The following is a 15,813-nucleotide window of genomic DNA, read 5'->3' as shown; positions in this document are numbered from 1 at the left end:
CGGGGGCGCGGGGGGGCCCGGGCGGGGGGCGGGGGGGGGCGGGGCGCCCCCCCGCCCCCCCCCCGGGGGCCGCCCCCCCCCGCCCCCCGGGGGCGCGGGCGCCCCGCCGGGGGGGGGGGCCCCCCGGCTCCGCGTCAGGCGCCGCGGACGGTGATGTACGCGCCCCGCGCCGTGGCGCCCTCGGCGCCGGCCGGGGTCCACTCTGCGGTGACGCGGCCGAGGACGCCGGTGCCGTCCCGGTCCTCGTCCGCGGCGGGGCGCAGGGTGCGGTGGAACCGGAGGGTGAGGGGCGCGCCGCCGGGTACCTCGATCCGTACGTCGGTGCCCTCGGGCCCGTCGGTGGCGTCCAGCACCGCGGCGTCGCCCTCCGGGGCGGGGGCGCCGAGGGTGGCGGTGACGGTCGGGTCGACGGCGTCGCTGACGGACTGCTGCTGGGGCACGGCACGGCCGGCGAGGAGCTCGTACACCTGGCCGACCAGGACCGGGTCGTGGGTGCCGTCGTAGATCCACCGGGTGCCGAGGACCCCGTGCTCGGAGGTGCCGATGAGGGCGGACTCGGCGCCGTCGAGAGGCTTGCCCCGGTACGTCATGGGCACGAGGTAGGTGACCGCGTCCGGACCCTCGCCGTCGGTGACGGCCATGAACTCGATGCCCACCTCGCCCGCGGGGTCGTCGAGCCGGAACCCGCCGGCCCTCACCGGGCGCGGCGCCTCCGGCCCGGCGGTGTACCAGGCACGGGTGGGCAGCCAGTCGGCGATGAGTTCGGCCTTGGTCGGCTGCATCGTGGTGCGGTGGATGACGGCCATGCGCGGGTCGCTTCCTCTCCTCGGGACCGGGAGCCGCCAACGTAACAGAGCCGTGGAAGAGGGCAGTCGGCCTCCGCCGACCCCTGTGTCCACCGCTTCCACCAGCATGTGATGATCTTGTGGACGTGGATCCGAAGGTGGTCCACGGGGGGAGAACGACCATGGGGAAAACGGACGCCAACGGCGTCGACCTGTCCGGTGTCGCCGGCAGGCTCGTCCAGACCGTCGATCTGGTGGATCCTCCGGCGCCGCAGGCCATCGCCACGGACACGGTCAACGACCACGTCTTCGTGCTCCAGGTGGAGAGCGGCGCCGGGGCGTCGGGCAATCTGTGCCTGAACCGGATCAGCCGGACCACCGGCAAGATCACCGGCTGGATGCGGCTGAAGGGCTTCGGGCACGGCCTGTCCATGGGGTGCGTGCCGGTCGGCGCCGACAGCCATCTGTGGACCGAGTGCGGGGACCTGTGGTTCAACAGCGAAGGGGTGCCGTTCGGTTCGCGGGTCACCCGCTTCAGGTTCCAGGACAAGGAGACACTGGACGCCAAGGACATCCCGGCGAGCCAGAAGTTCGCGCCGCCGGGGAGCATCCAGTCCGCGGGGCCGTCCTACGACCCGACCACCGACCGTCTGATGATCGCCTACCGCACGGCGGAGGGACGGAAGTTCACGCGGTACGACGCCACCCGCGCGGCCGCCGGCGACTGGACCGCGATCGATGACGCGGCTCCGCGCAAGGGCGGTACGACGGTGCCCGCCGTCAAGCCTCCGGGTTGGGAGGAGAAGCAGTTCGCGAGCAAGTTCACCTCGCAGGGCTTCCAACTCCTCGGCGACGTGCTCTATACGTACGACTGGCTGCCCTACGACCGGAACCAGAACGGGAAGGTGGACCCCGAGGACTTCCCGGGGATCACCTACATCTCCTCCTACGACTGGAAGACGGGCGAGCGGGCGGACCAGCAGATCGTCACCGGCGCGAGCGGTCTGACCCGGCGCGAGCCGGAGGGGCTCGCGGTCGAGAGGGACCCGGAGACGCAGGAGACCCGGCTGCTCTTCGGGTTCAGCAACACCGTGCCCGGCACGACCGGTTCGCGGGACGTCACCATCTGCTGGTACCCGACGAAGCCGGCCGTGGACGGTGTCAAGGTCCTCGCGGACTGGACGGAGCTGACCCCGGCCGTCCCCCTGCCCGCGGGAGCCGAGCGGCCGAGCGGCCGGATCGTTGTCCTCGCCGGGACGCCCCATCTCCAGCTGCGCGGCACCCTGACCGGAACGTTCACCGAGGACAGCAAGATCGCGACGCTGCCGCACCGGCTGCGCCCGACCCGGCAGATCCGCCAGAACGTCGCGAGGAACAACAGCACCGGCAGGTGCGTGTGCCGCGTCGAGGGCAACATCCGCGGCGAGTTGTGGGTGTACGGCGCATACGACGACAACCCGATCACCTGGATCGACCTGAACGGCGTCTCGGTCCCGTGGCACTGACCGGCCCGTCCCGCTTCGCCGCCCTCGTCTTCTTCACTCCGGAGGAACTCTCATGACCCAGCAGTCGACCAGCCGCCGCTCCCTGCTCGCCGCGGCGCTCGCCACCCCCGTCGCGGTCGCCGCCGCGCCGCTCGCCACCGCCTCCCCGGCCGCCGCGGCGTCCGCCGAAGGCTGCCAGATCATCGTGCCCTGGACCGCCGTGACCCCCACGGGCGTGATCACCACCCACCCGGACAACCCGTTCCAGGCCCGGGTCGTCCGCCTGGCGGGAACCGACTTCCTCCAGTTCCGCGGCTACCTCACCGGCAACCTCGTCAAGGACGAGACCCTGGGCACCCTGCCGCCGTCCATCGAGCCGAGCGGTTACGTCCGGGGCGTCGTCCCCCGCAACAACCACCTGGGCGTCAACGCGATCCGCGTCGAAGCCACCGCGGAGGGCCTCGTCAGGGTCGTCGGCCCCCAGGCCGCCAACCCGGTCACCTGGATCCAGCTGGACTCCTTCTCCTCCGTCCTGCGCTGACCGAGTTCGGCCCGATCAGGCCGCGCGCCCGCCGGCGAGGACGGCGGGCGTGGGGCCGTCGGGGCGGACGGTGAGGCCGTAGACGGTTCGCTCCGGGCGGGCTCGGAGGCGCGGCGCGGGCCCCGGCAGCAGGTGTTCGAGGAGGGTGACGGACTCGCGGAGGGCGAACTGGAGGCCCAGGCAGGCGCGGGGGCCGAGGCCGAAGGGGAGGTGGGCGCCGGGGTGGGCGGGGCGGCGGCCGGGGGTGGTGAAGCGGGTGGGGTCGAAGGTCTCGGGGGACGGCCAGAGGGCCGGGTCGCGGTGGACGAGGTAGGGGCAGACGAGGAGATCCGTGCCGGCGGGGAGGGCATGGCCCGCGAGGGTGTCGGCCTCGGTGGCGTGGCGGGGCAGGATCCAGGCCGAGGGGTAGAGGCGGAGCGTCTCGTGGACGAGGGCCTGGACGGCCTCCCGGCGCTCGGGCGAGCCGCCGGGGCCGGCGGCGAGGGCGCGTTCACGGGCCTCCGGGTGGCGGTCCAGGAGGAGGTACAGCCAGGTCAGGGTGGTGGCGGTGGTCTCGTGGCCGGCCATGAGGAGGGTGACGAGTTCGTCGCGGATCAGCCGGTCGGTGTACTCGGGGCGGGTCGCGGACGCCTCGACGAGGATGTGCAGCAGGCCGGGTTCGCCGGGGTCGGCGGCGTCGTCCCGGGCGGCGCGGACGGCACGTTCGGCGACGGCGTCGATGCGGGCGATGTCGGCGGCCACGGCCGCCTCGGCGGCGACCTTGTCGGCGGGCAGGCTGGGCAGGGCGGCCACCACCCCGGCGACCGCGCCGAGTTCGCGCTCGGTGTCCGGGTCGAGCGGCCGGCCCGTGAGGGCGCGCCAGATGGTGTCGAGGGCGAAGCGGCGCATCTCGTCGCCGAGGTCGAAGACCTCCCCGGTGCGGGCGTACGCCTCCCAGCGGGCGGCGGTCACCCGGGCGGCGGCGGTGATCCGCGCCTCGTACCGGCGCATGCCCCGGCCGGTGAACTGCGACTGGAGGAGGCGGCGTTGGCGCTGCCAGGCGTCTCCGGTGGCGGAGAGCACGCCGTCGCCGACGAGGACGCGGGCGCGGTGGGAGCGCTTGACGTACCGGTCGGGGTGGTGGGCGAGGACGTGCCGGACGGCATCGGGGTCGGTGACCAGCACGGTGGGCGCGGCTCCGGGTCCGGGGCGGAACGCGCCGACGCCGCCGGTCCGTTCGCGGACGAGGGCGAGGAGGTCGACGAGTTCGCCGCCCCGGGCGCGCCAGTCGGCGACGAGTTCGGGGGCGAGTTCGGGGACCGGGCGTCCGGCCGGGCCCGAGCCCTCGTGGGCGCCGGCGGGTGCGGGGATGGCCACGGCGGGGCTCCTGTTCGGCGTCCGCACGCCCTCGCGTGCGGGGGTGGCGCGGTCCCCCCGACTGTAGGGGCGCGGGACCTCGTGACGACAGCGCGGCTCCGGCCGCGGGGGCGGAGGTGTTGGCCTGAAGTGCGCTTTGTTCGGGGTGCGTTCGGGGCGCGTCCGGTCGGTGGCGATCGACGGCGTGTCGAGATGCGTCCGTTCCGTTGACGTGCTCGCGATAGTAAGGAAGCTTTACTGACAACAGCCGTCCGACCGGCCCGGCGCCGTCCGGCAGGAGGAGACGACCCACCATGCGCAGAGCGATTCCGGCCGCGGCCGCGACGGCCGTCGCCGTCCTGATCGCAGCGGGGCTCCTGACCCCGCCGGCCGAGGCCGCAGCCCCCGCCCTCACCGCCTCGGTCAGCCGCCCGAGCGTGTGGAGCACCGGGTACGGCGCCGACGTGGGCGTGACGAACGGCGGGGACGCCCCGGCGACCGGCTGGACGGTGGAGTTCGACCTGCCGGAGGGAACGGCGGTCACCAGCCACTGGTCGGCGACGAAGACCCGGACCGGCCGCCACTACACCTTCACCAACCTCTCCTGGAACGGCTCCGTCCCGCCGGGCGCGACCCAGGGCTTCGGCTTCAACGCGAGCGGGCTCGGTCTGCCGCTCAACTGCACGGTCAACGGCTCCCCTTGCCAGAGCACCACCCCCACGCCCATACCCACGCCCACGCCGACCCCCACGCCCACGCCGACGCCCACTCCGACGCCGAGCCCCACCACCGACCCGCCCGCCGGCTCCGTGATCGACGTCGCCACGGCGGCGCAGCTGCGTACCGCGCTCTCCTCGGCCGCGCCCGGGCAGACGATCCGGATGGCGCCCGGCGAGTACCGGGGGTCCTTCGTCGCCCAGCGGCCCGGGACCGCGGACCGGCCCGTCACGCTGACCGGCCCGCGTACCGCGGTGCTCGTCAACGACGGGCCGTCCGGCAGCGGACCCTCCTGCCCCGTCCCCACCGCCGGCTGGGACCCGGGCTACGGCCTGTGGCTGTACCGGGCCCCGCACTGGAACCTGGAGGGCTTCACCGTCCGGGACTCGAAGAAGGGCGTCGTGCTCGACGCCTCCCCGCACGTGACGGCGACCGGGCTCCATGTGCACCGCATCGACGAGGAGGGCGTGCACTTCCGGCGCTCCTCCGCGGATGGTGTGCTCCGCGACTCGACGGTCGAGGCCACTGGGCTCGTCCAGCCGGGCTACGGCGAGGGCGTGTACATCGGGTCGGCCGGGTCCAACTGGGGCTGCCACGGCAACGAGGGCGGGGCCGACCGTTCGGACCGGGTACGCGTGGAGAACAACCGGATCGGCCCGGACGTCGCGGCCGAGGCGATCGACGTCAAGGAGGGCACCTTCGGCGGGGTCGTCCGGGGCAACACCTTCGACGGGCGCGGGATCAGCGGGCAGAACTCGGCGGACTCGTGGATCGACGTGAAGGGCGTCGACTACCTGATCGAGGGCAACACCGGCACCTTCACCGCGCCGGGCACCTTCGCCAACGGCTACGAGACCCACAACCCGGCCACCACCCCGGCCTTCCCGAACGGCTGCGGCAACGTGTGGCGCGGCAACTCCTCCGACCTGGGCGGCGCCGGCGCGTACGCGATCCGGATCACGTCCACGTCGAAGTGCCCGGGCCGGCTCAACGTGGTGCACGGCTCGAACACCGTCCGGAACGCCACGAGCGGCCTCACCAACATCGCCGTCACTCCCTGAGGCGGCGTCCGCGGGGGCCGATGACCTCGGGGCGCGGGAGCTCGGGCCCCGCGCCCCGAGACCGGACCACCGGGACCGGACCACCGGGACCGGGCCGTCGGCGCCCGGTCGCCCCATGCGTCGCCCCATGCGTCGCCCTGTCCGTGCGCCGCCTCGCAGGCGCCCGGCCGGGGAACCGGTCGTGGCGGGAACATCTGAATGGTGGTTCACTTCTTTTCATGGCCTACCGCAAGACCCCTGCCGAGCTCCTCCGGCTCGAAGCCGCCCGGGAGCATCTGGTCGCCTGCGCCACCTCGGTCGTCGCCGAGGTGGGCTGGGCGCAGGCGTCGGTGACCGCGGTGGCCGACGCCGCCGGCATCGCGGCCGGCTCCGTCTACCAGCACTTCCCGTCCAAGGCGGCGCTCGCCGTCGAGGTCTTCCGGCGCGCCGCCGGGCGGGAGGTGGAGGTCCTCGGCGAGGTCCTGGCCGCCCCCGGCGACCCGGTCGAGCGGCTGAGCCGGGGCATCCACGTCTTCGCCCGCCGGGCCCTGGAGAACCGCGGGCTCGCCTACGCCCTGCTGGCCGCCCCGGCCGAACCCGCCGTCGGCGCCGAGCGGCTCGACTTCCGGCGCCGCTACCGCGCGCTCTTCGCCGAGGTGATCCGCGAGGGCATCGCCGACGGGACGCTCCCCGAGCAGAACGGCGAGATCACCTCCGCCGCCCTCACCGGCGCGATCGGCGAGGTCCTGGTCGACCCGCTCGGGGCCCCCGGCGCCACCACCACCGACGCCCTCCTCGCCGACCTCACGGCCATGGCCCTGCGCTGCGCGGGCGCCCCGCCCCCCTAGCCCGCCGCACACCGGCCGCCGCCCGCCGCCCGGACCCGACCCCGCCGCGACCCGCCCCGCCCCGCCCTCCGGAGGAGGAACCACCGTGACCACGACTCTCGGCTCCGCGAACGCCGACGCCACCGACGCCGTGCCCCAGAGCCGTCCCACCGCCGTGACGCACGCCGTCACCAACCAGGCCCCGCCGCTGACCGGGCACGACGCCGCCGCCGACCCGGTGCTCCTCGAAGGCGTCGAACGCGAGGGCGCCGGCTGGCATCTGGCGGACCTGCACCGCCTCGGCCGGATCGTCGGCGGCGAGGAGGCCCAGCACTGGGCGGACCAGGCCAACCGCCACGAGCCGGAGCTGCGCACCCACGACCGGTACGGCAACCGCGTCGACGAGGTCGAGTTCCACCCGGCGTACCACCGTCTGATGGACCTGTCCGTCGCCGAGGGCCTCGCCGGCGCCGCCTGGGCCGACGACCGGCGCGGCGCGCACGTGGCGCGCGCCGCCGGCTTCATGCTGGCCGGCATGCTGGAGGCTGGCCACCTGTGCCCGATCTCGATGACGTACGCGGTCGTCCCCGCGCTGCGCCACTCCCCCGCCCTCGCCGAGACGTACGTCCCGCTGCTCACCAGCCGCTCGTACGACCCCGGACTGCGCGCCCCGGCGGGCAAGCGCGGGCTGCTCGCCGGGATGGGCATGACGGAGAAGCAGGGTGGCAGCGACGTGCGGGCCAACACCACGACCGCCGTCGAACTCCCGGACGGCACCTGGCGGTTGCGCGGCCACAAGTGGTTCACCAGCGCGCCGATGAACGACCTCTTCCTCGTCCTCGCCCAGGCGCCCGGCGGCCTCTCCTGCTTCCTCGTGCCTCGCGTGCTCCCCGACGGCAGCCGGAACACCTTCCGGATCCAGCGCCTCAAGGACAAGCTCGGCAACCGCTCCAACGCCTCCAGCGAGCCGGAGTTCGACGACACCGTGGCCTGGCCGGTCGGCCCCGAGGGCAAGGGCGTGCGGACCATCATCGACATGGTGACGATGACCCGCCTGGACTGCGTCCTCGGCTCGGCCGCCGGCATCCGCGGGGCGCTCGCCCAGGCGGCCCACCACGCCCGCCACCGTTCGGTGTTCGGCGCGACCCTGATCGACCAGCCGCTGATGCGGAACGTCCTCGCCGACCTGGCGCTGGAGTCGGAGGCCGCGACCACCCTCGGGCTGCGGCTGGCCGGCGCGGCCGACCGCGCCCGGCTCGGTGACGAGGGCGAGCGCGCCTTCCTCCGCCTGGCCACCGCCGTCGGCAAGTACTGGGTGTGCAAGCGGCAGCCCCCCGCCGTCGCCGAAGCCCTCGAATGCCTCGGCGGCAACGGCTACGACGAGGCGTCGGGCATGCCCCGCATGTACCGCGAGGCCCCGCTCAACAGCATCTGGGAGGGCTCCGGCAACGTCAGCGCCCTCGACCTGCTGCGCGCCCTGGCCCGCGAGCCGGAGGCCATGGAGGCGTTCCGTGCCGAGATCGAGGCGGCGGCCGGGGCCGACCGGCGGCTCGACGCGGCCTGGGCGGAGCTCTTGGGCGAGCTGCGGCTCACCGAGGACGCGCCGCTGCGGGCCCGCCGGGTGGCGGAGCGGGCCGCGCTGGTGCTCCAGGGCTCCCTCCTGGTCCGGCACGCCCCGGCGGCGGTGGCCGACGCGTTCTGCGCGTCACGGCTCGCCGGCGACCAGGGCCTCGCCTTCGGCACCCTCCCCGCGACCACCGACTTCACGGCGCTGCTGGCACGGCTCCCGGTCTGACGAGGGGCCACTCCCGAGCCGCCGCCCCCTCACCCCCGCCGCGAAGAATCTCGCGGCGGGGGTGAATCCTTTTCGCGCCCAGCCGTCTCCTTTCCCCGTACCGGCCGCACGGGCCGGTCCACGGAAGGAGACACCATGGTCGTCGCACTCGTCGTCGTCGGAGCCGTCCTCGTCGGGGCGTGCAGCTGGCACCTGCTGCGCCGCTACCGGAGCCGGACCTGACCGGCCGCCCCCGCCGGAGCGCACGGAGCACCACGAGGAAGAGGGACCGCACATGAACCGACGCTTCTCCTGGCCCGACGAGCGGCTGGTCAGGGCGGCCCAGGACGGCGACGTCGCGTCGCTGACCACGGTCGTCATGGAATCCCAGCCGCACGTGCGGAGGTTCGCCCTGTCGCTCTGCGCCTCTCCGCAGGACGCGGAGGACGCGGCGCAGGAGGCGCTGATCATCCTGTACCGGAAGATCGGCACCCTGCGGGCGACGGGGGCGCTCGCCGGGTGGATGTTCCGCATCGTGCGCAACGAATGCCTCCGGCAGGTCCGGCAGCTCGTCCGGCGGGGCGAGGAGCCCGAGGCCGGGCCGGAGGCGGAGGCGGGGCCGTCCGCCGAGGAGGCCGTCCTGCACCGCCTGGAGGCGCAGCGGATCGCCGCCGCCGTCGGCGCCCTCCCCCGCGACCAGCGGCAGGTGCTCGTCATGCGCGACGTGCAGGGCCTGCCCGGCAGGACCGTCGCCCGCGCGCTCGGCCTGAGCGACGCGGCGATGAAGTCCCGCCTGCACCGGGCGCGGGCCGCCCTGCGCCACGCCCTGACGGCCCCCGGACCCGCCACCCTCCCCACGCCACCCGCCCCTCACCGCGACCAAGGAGCCCCGCGACCGTGACCACCACACCCACCCTCGACACCGCGAAACCCACCCGCGACGCCGTCCACACCGGCAAGCCCGCCCGGGACGCCGACCACACCGCCAGGCCCACCCAAAGCCCCGACCACACCAGCAAGCCCACCCAAGTCCCCCACCACACCAGCAAGCCCACCCAAGTCCCCCACCACACCAGCAAGCCCACCCAAGGCCCCGACTACGCCAGCAAGTCCGTCCCGCGTCACCTCGCGCGCGGCGCCGTCGGTTTCGGCCTCATCGCCGGCACGATCGCCCTGGTCCCGGTGACCGGCCCGGTCAGCCTGCTCGCGGCCCCCCTCGCGCTGATCGCCTTCCGCGGCTGCCCCACGTGCTGGGCGGTCGGCCTCGCCCAGACCATCTCCCGCGGCCGGCTGGAGCGGCGGTGCGACGACGGCGTCTGCACCCTCACCCCGGCGGGGCCCCGGCCCGCCGGTACACCCCGGCGATAAATTCCGGCGGTCGGGGAGGAGCGGCTGTTACGGTGGAGGAGACCTCGGCCCTTCGGGGCCGGACCCTATGACGAGGAGCAGCAGCCGTGGCGGGTGACGACGACATCTCCGGGTGAGATCCGGAGCTGACGGCCACCGGACGCGCCGAGGAGCGCGACACCGCAGTGGCCCGTCCGTCGTACCCCTTTTCCCTCGTCTGCCCGGGGCGGAGCCCTGTCCGCCGCCCGCCCCCTGTCCTCCCCCGAGGTCATCGTCATGTCTCACGCCCTCTCCACCACCGTCGTCTGCTCGGACCTGTCGTTCTCGTGGCCCGACGACACCCCCGTCTTCCAGGATCTGTCGTTCAGCCTGACCGGCGGCCGTACGGGCCTGGTGGCGCCCAACGGGTCCGGGAAGAGCACCCTGCTCAAGCTGATCGCCGGCGAGCTGCGCCCCGCCGCGGGCTCGGTCACCGTCGGCGGCACGCTTGGATACCTGCCCCAGAGCCTGCCCCTGACCGCCGGGCTCACCGTCGCCGACGTGCTCGGCGTGGCCGACGTGATCCGCGCCCTGGACGCCGTCGAGTCCGGCGACGTGAGCGAGGAGCACTTCACCGCCATCGGCGACGACTGGGACATCGAGGAGCGGAGCCGCGACCGGCTCGACCGGCTCGGTCTGGGCGGGCTCGCCCTCGACCGCACCCTCGGCACCCTCAGCGGCGGCCAGATCGTCTCCCTCGGCCTCGCCGCGCAGTTGCTCAGGCGGCCCGACGTGCTGCTGCTCGACGAGCCGACGAACAACCTCGACCGGGAGGCCCGGCACAAGCTCTACGACACGCTGGACGACTTCGACGGGCTCCTCCTGGTGGTCGCCCACGACCGGGCGCTGCTCGACCGCATGGACGGGATCGCCGAGCTCGGAGGCTCCCGACTGCGCCTGTACGGCGGGAACTTCACCGCCTACGAGGAAGCCGTGCGCGGCGAGCAGGAGGTCGCCGAGAAGAACGTGCGCAACGCGGAGCAGGAGCTGAAGCGGGAGAAGCGGGAGCTCCAGCAGGCCCGCGAGCGCGCCGAGCGGCGGGCGAGCAACGCGGCGCGCAATCTGAAGAGCGCCGGGCTGCCGCGTATCTTCGCCGGCACCATGAAGCGCGGAGCGCAGGAGTCCGCCGGCAGGGCCGGGCAGACGCACGCCTCCCGTGTGGGCGAGGCGCAGGCCCGGCTCGACGAGGCCGGGCGGGCGCTGCGGGACGACCAGCGGCTCGTCCTGGACCTCCCCGACACCCGCGTTCCGGCCGGGCGGAACCTCTTCCTCGGGGAGGGGATGCGGGTCCGGCACGACGGGCGGGACGTCTTCGCCGGAGGCGGGGTGGACCTGTCCGTGCGCGGTCCCGAGCGGATCGCGCTGACCGGCCCCAACGGCTCCGGCAAGACCACCCTGATGCGGCTGGTCACGGGTGAACTCGCCCCGGACGGCGGGCTGGTCAAGCGCGGCGAGGGCCGGATCGCCGCCCTCTCGCAGCGTCTCGACCTGCTCGACCCGGAGCGCACGGTGGCGGAGAACTTCGCCGCGTTCGCGCCCGAGCGGCCCGAGGCGGAGCGGATGAACCTGCTGGCCCGCTTCCTGTTCCGGGGCGCCCGGGCGCACCTGCCGGTCGCGTCCCTCTCCGGCGGGGAACTGCTCCGGGCCACCCTCGCCTGCGTCCTGTGCGCCGACCCCGCGCCGCAGCTGCTGCTGCTCGACGAGCCGACCAACAACCTCGACCTGGTCAGCGTGGGCCAGCTGGAGAGCGCGCTCGACGCGTACCGGGGCGCGTTCGTCGTGGTCAGCCACGACGAGCGGTTCCTCTCCGCGATCGGGGTGAACCGCTGGCTGCGCCTGGAGGACGGAGCGCTCCGCACGACGGGGGCCCCGGAGTGACCCGTCCGGCGGCGCCCCGCGCCTTCTAGCCGGCCAACCAGGCCAGCGGGGCTCCGACCAGGTGGTACGTGAGGAGCATGCTCGCCGTGGTGACGGAGGCGAGTGCGGTGATCGTGAAGAGGGTCCGGCCGGTACGGGTCCACCAGCCCCGCTGCCAGGCCGCGACCGCGCCCGCCACCACACCGGGGGACGCCGCGACCAGGGCCGTGCCCAGGCCGGTGACCGCGGACAGCAGGGGGGAGCCCAGCGGCACCCTCTCCATCATGGCGTTGCCGTCCGCGACGACCGCCGCGAGCGTGCCCGCGAAGGCCACCGCCAGCAGTCCGGTGACCGCCGCCGCGGCGCGCGAGGCCCGTGCACCGCGCGGGTGCGACGGCCGGCCGCGGAGGCGCCGTACGGCCGCCGTCGCGGGGAAGGCGAGCGCGCCGAGGGCGGTGACGGCCAGACCGGAACCGAGCAGGGTCAGATGGAGGGCCGGGGACCGGCGCCACGACAGCTTCTCGTAGGCCGTCGTCGGGGTCGCCGAGGAGACGAGGACGCCGTCGGCGGTGAAGGCGAGCGTGGCACCGCTGCCGCCGCGCTCCCGGAAGAGTCCGTCGCCCAGCGCGGTCCAGCGCTGTTCGTCCCGGTCGGGGTCGAGGGAGAGGCCGGTGGTGCGCAGCCCGCGCTCGCCGTCCGCCTCGACCGTGACCGCTCCCACCAGCCCCTCCACGGCCATGAGACTCGTGCGGCTGACCCGGGCGGAGCGGTAGCTGCCGGTGTACGTCGCGGGGTCGGGCCCCGTCGCGGTGGGCGCGGGGTCGGGGGTGGCGGAGGCGGGGGCGAGCGCGTCGACGACCTCGTCGATCAGCTTCCTGCCGTCCCAGGCGGCGCGTCCGTCGGTGCCGTCGCCGTTGAAGACGACGAAGACCCCCAGGTCCTGTTCCGGCAGGAGCAGCAGGCTGGAGTGGAAGCCGGGGATGTCGCCGTCCTTGAACCAGCCGGTGTGTCCGCCGCGGCGCCACTCCTCGTAGCCGTAGCCGACGCCGGGCAGCCGGGGGTCCTGGCGGTGGTGGACCCGCCGCATCAGGCGGTTCGCCGCCGAGTCCGCGGTGAGCTGGTCGACGAGCCAGCGCCCCATGTCGCCCGCGGTGCTGACCGCGCCCGGTCCGGCCGGACTCCACGCCCCGTACTGGCCCTTGGCCTCGATCCATCCCGACCCGCCGTCGGGCCGGTAGCCGCGGGCGAGGTGCGCGGCGATCTGTGCGGGCTGCGGCTGGGCGAAGGTGGAGCCGCTCATGCCCAGCGGCCGGAGGATGTGCGTGTCGACGTAGGCGGGGAAGTCCTGTCCCGAGGTGTCGGCGACGAGCCGGCCGGCGAGGGCGTAGGCGTAGTTGTCGTACGCGGCGGTCTCCCCGGGAGCGCGCACGCGCGGCGGCCGGCGCGTGGTGAGGCTCTCGGCGAGCGGCTCCACGTCCTCCGGCGCCGCCTCGTTGCGGCCCACGAGGTCGCTGTCGAAGCCCGCGGTGTGGGTGAGCAGATGGTGCAGGGTGACGGGGCGACCGGGGTGGGTGTCGGGGACGACGACCCCGCGGAGGCGGTCGTTGACGTCGGCCCTCGGGTCGATCCTTCCCTCGGTGACGAGCCGGGACGCGGACTGGGCGGTGAACAGCTTGGCGAGGGAGCCGAGGAAGAAGCCGGTGCGCTCGGCGTCGACGGGTGTCCGGGTGCGGACGTCGGCGACGCCGTACCCCTTGGCCAGGACCGTCCTCCCGCCGCGGACGACGGTGACGGCGGCGCCCGGGATGCGGTCGTCCCTCAGGTGTCCGGACACGGCGGCGTCGACCAGGGACTCCAGTTCGGCGGGGGTCGCGGCCCGGGCGGGGAGCGCGGGTCGGGCGGAGGCGGGAGCGGCACCGGCGAGCAGCGCGGTCGTGCTGATCGTGATCGTGGCGGCCATCGTGGCGAGGGCCCGTATCGGCTTCGTACGCATGGGTCGACGATCCCGTCCGGGGCCGGGGCGGCGGCAGTGCGAGGCGCACCGGCCGATGTGTATTTCACACGGGTGGGGCGCGGGCGGGACGGGTGCTGCCGCCGGCTGCCGCTAGCGTGGCTCCGTGATCACGTGGGGAGACGGGACGCGGAAGCGGCGGGAGGACGGCCCGGGGCCGGGCGCTGAAGGCGGTCCGCCGCCGGGCGCTCCCCGGTCCTGGTCGCGGGGGTTCCGGCGGTCGCCGGGGCTGCCCGAGCGCCGCCGGACACCGGAGGCGGACGTGGACACGGACGGTTCCCCGCGAGGGCCGGTGGTCGTTGTCCCGGTGGTGCTCGTGCTCGTGCTGACCGGGTTCGCCATCGAGCCCGGCCGGCTTCTTCCGGGGCCCGCCGCCGTCCTGGTGCTGCTGGTGCAGCTGGTCACCTGCCTGCCCTGGACGCGGCGGCTGCGCGGGGCGTGGACGCTCGCCGCGCAGATCGTCCTCGCCCCGTGGGCGGGGCTGCCCGGCTTCCTCGCCGCCTCCGTGCTCCTCACCGTCGAACGGCCCGTCCGGTGGCCGCTGTTCGTCCTCGTCGTCCTCGCCGCGGGACCGCTCGCGCCCGGCGACGGCGAGGTCTTCACCGTGCTCAACGGCATCGGCAACGCCTTCGCCCACGGGCTGGTCATCTACGCGCTCAGCCGGCTCACCGACCTGTACGCCGAACTGGGCGCCACCCGCGGGGCGCTGGCCGACGCCCGGGTCGCCGCCGAGAGGAGGCAGACCGGGCGGGAACTGGAGGCGGTGCTGGGTTCCGCCCTCGCCTCGGTCATCGTGCTGGCCGGCCGGGGGCGGCAGTCCGCGCGGGAGGTGGTGACGGTGGCACGGCAGGCGGCGGAGCGCGTACGGGCCGCACCGGCGCCGCAGTCGGCCGGGCGGGCGGACGTCTCGCCCCGGGCCATGACGCCCCGGCTGGCCTGGCCCATCGTGATCGCCACACACCTCGAATACCTGACCGTGGGTGCCGTTTTCCTCCTCGGCGAGGAGATACCGGTCTGGCGCGGCGCCCTGTACGCGGCGGCGCTCACCGTCGTCATGGCCCTGCAGGCGTACCACTCCCTGCCCCGGCCGCCCGGCGTCCGGCCCCGGTACGCACCCTGGACGCTCGGCGCTCAGGTCGTGCTGGCCCTGGGCATGCTGACCGTCCCCGACGGCCCCTACCCCCAGTTGACGGCCTTCGCCGCCGCGTCGGCGCTGATCGTCCTCCCGGCGCGGGCCGCCTGGCCGGCCGCGACGGCGCTCACCCTCCTGACCGCGGGGGTGGTCCTCGCGCGGACCGACGGCCCGGGGGCCCACGGCACCGCGCTCCTCCTCCTGGACATCGTGGTCATCACCCTGGTCTTCCACGGCCTGGCCCTGCTCACCGGCCTCGTCCACGAGGTCCGGGAGGCCCGCGAGGCGCTGGCCTCCCTCGCCGTGGCACGGGAGCGGCGGCGCATCGCGCGGGACGTCCACGACCTGCTCGGGTACGGACTCTCCGCGATCGCCCTGAAGGGCGAGCTGGCCGACCGGGTGCCCGACGCTCGGCAGGCGGAGGACCACCTCGCCGACGCGGCGCGGCTGGCGGGGCGAGCCCTCGCCGACCTGAGGGCGATCCCCGGCGAGGCGGCCGAGCTCACGCTCGCCGCCGAACTGGCCTCCGCCCGGGAGGTCCTGGCCGCGACGGGCATCGAGGTGCGGGTGCGGGGAACCGCCGGCGCCCTCGACCCGGCGACGGACGCGCTGTGCGCCACCGTGCTGCGGGAGGCCATGACCAACGTCCTGCGGCACGCGCCCGCGACCCGCTGGTGCGAGATCGCGTTCGGACCGGGCGTCCTGAAGGTGACCAGCGAAGCCGCGTCCGGCGACCCGGCCGACCCGCCACCGCCCTCCGGCGCCGACGCCCCCGGCGGCAACGGCATCGGGAACCTGCGCGACCGGGCGGCCCTCCTCGGCGCGCGCCTGAAGGCCGGCCCGACTCCCGACGGGCGCCGCTACGCCCTGACGCTGCTCATGGAGCCGTCCCCCGCCCCCGCGGCCACGTCCTGACCCGGGCCG

11 protein-coding genes and 1 pseudogene are annotated in these 15,813 nt (G+C 75.1%); 9 read left to right on the top strand and 3 right to left on the bottom strand.

What is annotated here, in order from left to right:
- Positions 1 to 134: 134 nt before the first annotated feature.
- The gene (locus ACFYT9_RS24535) at positions 135 to 806 is read right to left on the bottom strand and encodes a 1,4-alpha-glucan branching protein (protein WP_389167186.1); all 672 of its coding nucleotides are present in this window, start codon (positions 804 to 806) and stop codon (positions 135 to 137) included.
- A gap of 161 nt (positions 807 to 967) precedes the next feature.
- On the opposite strand from ACFYT9_RS24535, the gene ACFYT9_RS24530 reads away from it, so the two are divergent.
- Together ACFYT9_RS24530 and ACFYT9_RS24525 are read left to right on the top strand one after the other, a co-directional pair.
- On the top strand, positions 968 to 2,290 hold the full coding sequence (locus tag ACFYT9_RS24530) for a hypothetical protein (RefSeq protein ID WP_389167183.1): 1,323 nt from the start codon (positions 968 to 970) through the stop codon (positions 2,288 to 2,290).
- A 52-nt stretch (positions 2,291 to 2,342) separates the two neighbouring features.
- A complete protein-coding gene (locus ACFYT9_RS24525) occupies positions 2,343 to 2,810 on the top strand; it encodes a hypothetical protein (protein ID WP_387270481.1) in 468 nt (155 codons plus the stop codon).
- 15 nt (positions 2,811 to 2,825) lie between these two features.
- Here ACFYT9_RS24525 and ACFYT9_RS24520 read toward each other — a convergent pair whose 3' ends face one another.
- Positions 2,826 to 4,166 (bottom strand): cytochrome P450, encoded by a 1,341-nt coding sequence (locus ACFYT9_RS24520; RefSeq protein ID WP_389167180.1) that lies wholly within the window; start codon positions 4,164 to 4,166, stop codon positions 2,826 to 2,828.
- A gap of 293 nt (positions 4,167 to 4,459) precedes the next feature.
- Here ACFYT9_RS24520 and ACFYT9_RS24515 point away from each other — a divergent pair, with 293 nt between their 5' ends.
- The 6 genes and pseudogenes from ACFYT9_RS24515 to ACFYT9_RS24490 all read left to right on the top strand — a co-directional run bounded on the left by ACFYT9_RS24515 (position 4,460) and on the right by ACFYT9_RS24490 (position 11,767).
- Complete coding sequence (locus ACFYT9_RS24515) at positions 4,460 to 5,923, top strand: cellulose binding domain-containing protein (RefSeq protein ID WP_389167178.1); 1,464 nt, start codon at positions 4,460 to 4,462, stop codon at positions 5,921 to 5,923.
- Positions 5,924 to 6,141: 218 nt separating this feature from the next.
- Positions 6,142 to 6,750, top strand: a complete 609-nt coding sequence (locus tag ACFYT9_RS24510; RefSeq protein ID WP_389167176.1) for a TetR/AcrR family transcriptional regulator — start codon at positions 6,142 to 6,144, stop codon at positions 6,748 to 6,750.
- 130 nt (positions 6,751 to 6,880) lie between these two features.
- A complete protein-coding gene (locus ACFYT9_RS24505; RefSeq protein ID WP_389167208.1) occupies positions 6,881 to 8,524 on the top strand; it encodes an acyl-CoA dehydrogenase family protein in 1,644 nt (547 codons plus the stop codon).
- 274 nt (positions 8,525 to 8,798) lie between these two features.
- Positions 8,799 to 9,404 (top strand): RNA polymerase sigma factor, encoded by a 606-nt coding sequence (locus ACFYT9_RS24500; RefSeq protein WP_389167173.1) that lies wholly within the window; start codon positions 8,799 to 8,801, stop codon positions 9,402 to 9,404.
- A 182-nt stretch (positions 9,405 to 9,586) separates the two neighbouring features.
- Positions 9,587 to 9,871 (top strand): annotated as a pseudogene (locus ACFYT9_RS24495) (hypothetical protein); the annotation flags it as partial.
- A gap of 255 nt (positions 9,872 to 10,126) precedes the next feature.
- Positions 10,127 to 11,767, top strand: a complete 1,641-nt coding sequence (locus ACFYT9_RS24490) for an ABC-F family ATP-binding cassette domain-containing protein (protein WP_389167170.1) — start codon at positions 10,127 to 10,129, stop codon at positions 11,765 to 11,767.
- A 25-nt stretch (positions 11,768 to 11,792) separates the two neighbouring features.
- On the opposite strand, the gene ACFYT9_RS24485 is transcribed toward ACFYT9_RS24490, so the two are convergent.
- Positions 11,793 to 13,739: a serine hydrolase domain-containing protein gene (locus ACFYT9_RS24485; protein ID WP_389167167.1), complete on the bottom strand. Its 1,947-nt coding sequence runs from the start codon at positions 13,737 to 13,739 to the stop codon at positions 11,793 to 11,795.
- Positions 13,740 to 14,019: 280 nt separating this feature from the next.
- Between ACFYT9_RS24485 and ACFYT9_RS24480 the strand changes: the two genes are divergently transcribed.
- Positions 14,020 to 15,804, top strand: a complete 1,785-nt coding sequence (locus tag ACFYT9_RS24480) for a sensor histidine kinase (protein WP_389167166.1) — start codon at positions 14,020 to 14,022, stop codon at positions 15,802 to 15,804.
- Positions 15,805 to 15,813: the final 9 nt, after the last annotated feature.

The sequence above is a fragment of the Streptomyces sp. NPDC004435 genome (assembly GCF_042873895.1).
GTDB lineage: Bacteria > Actinomycetota > Actinomycetes > Streptomycetales > Streptomycetaceae > Streptomyces.
This window is presented reverse-complemented; position numbering and strand designations above follow the sequence as displayed.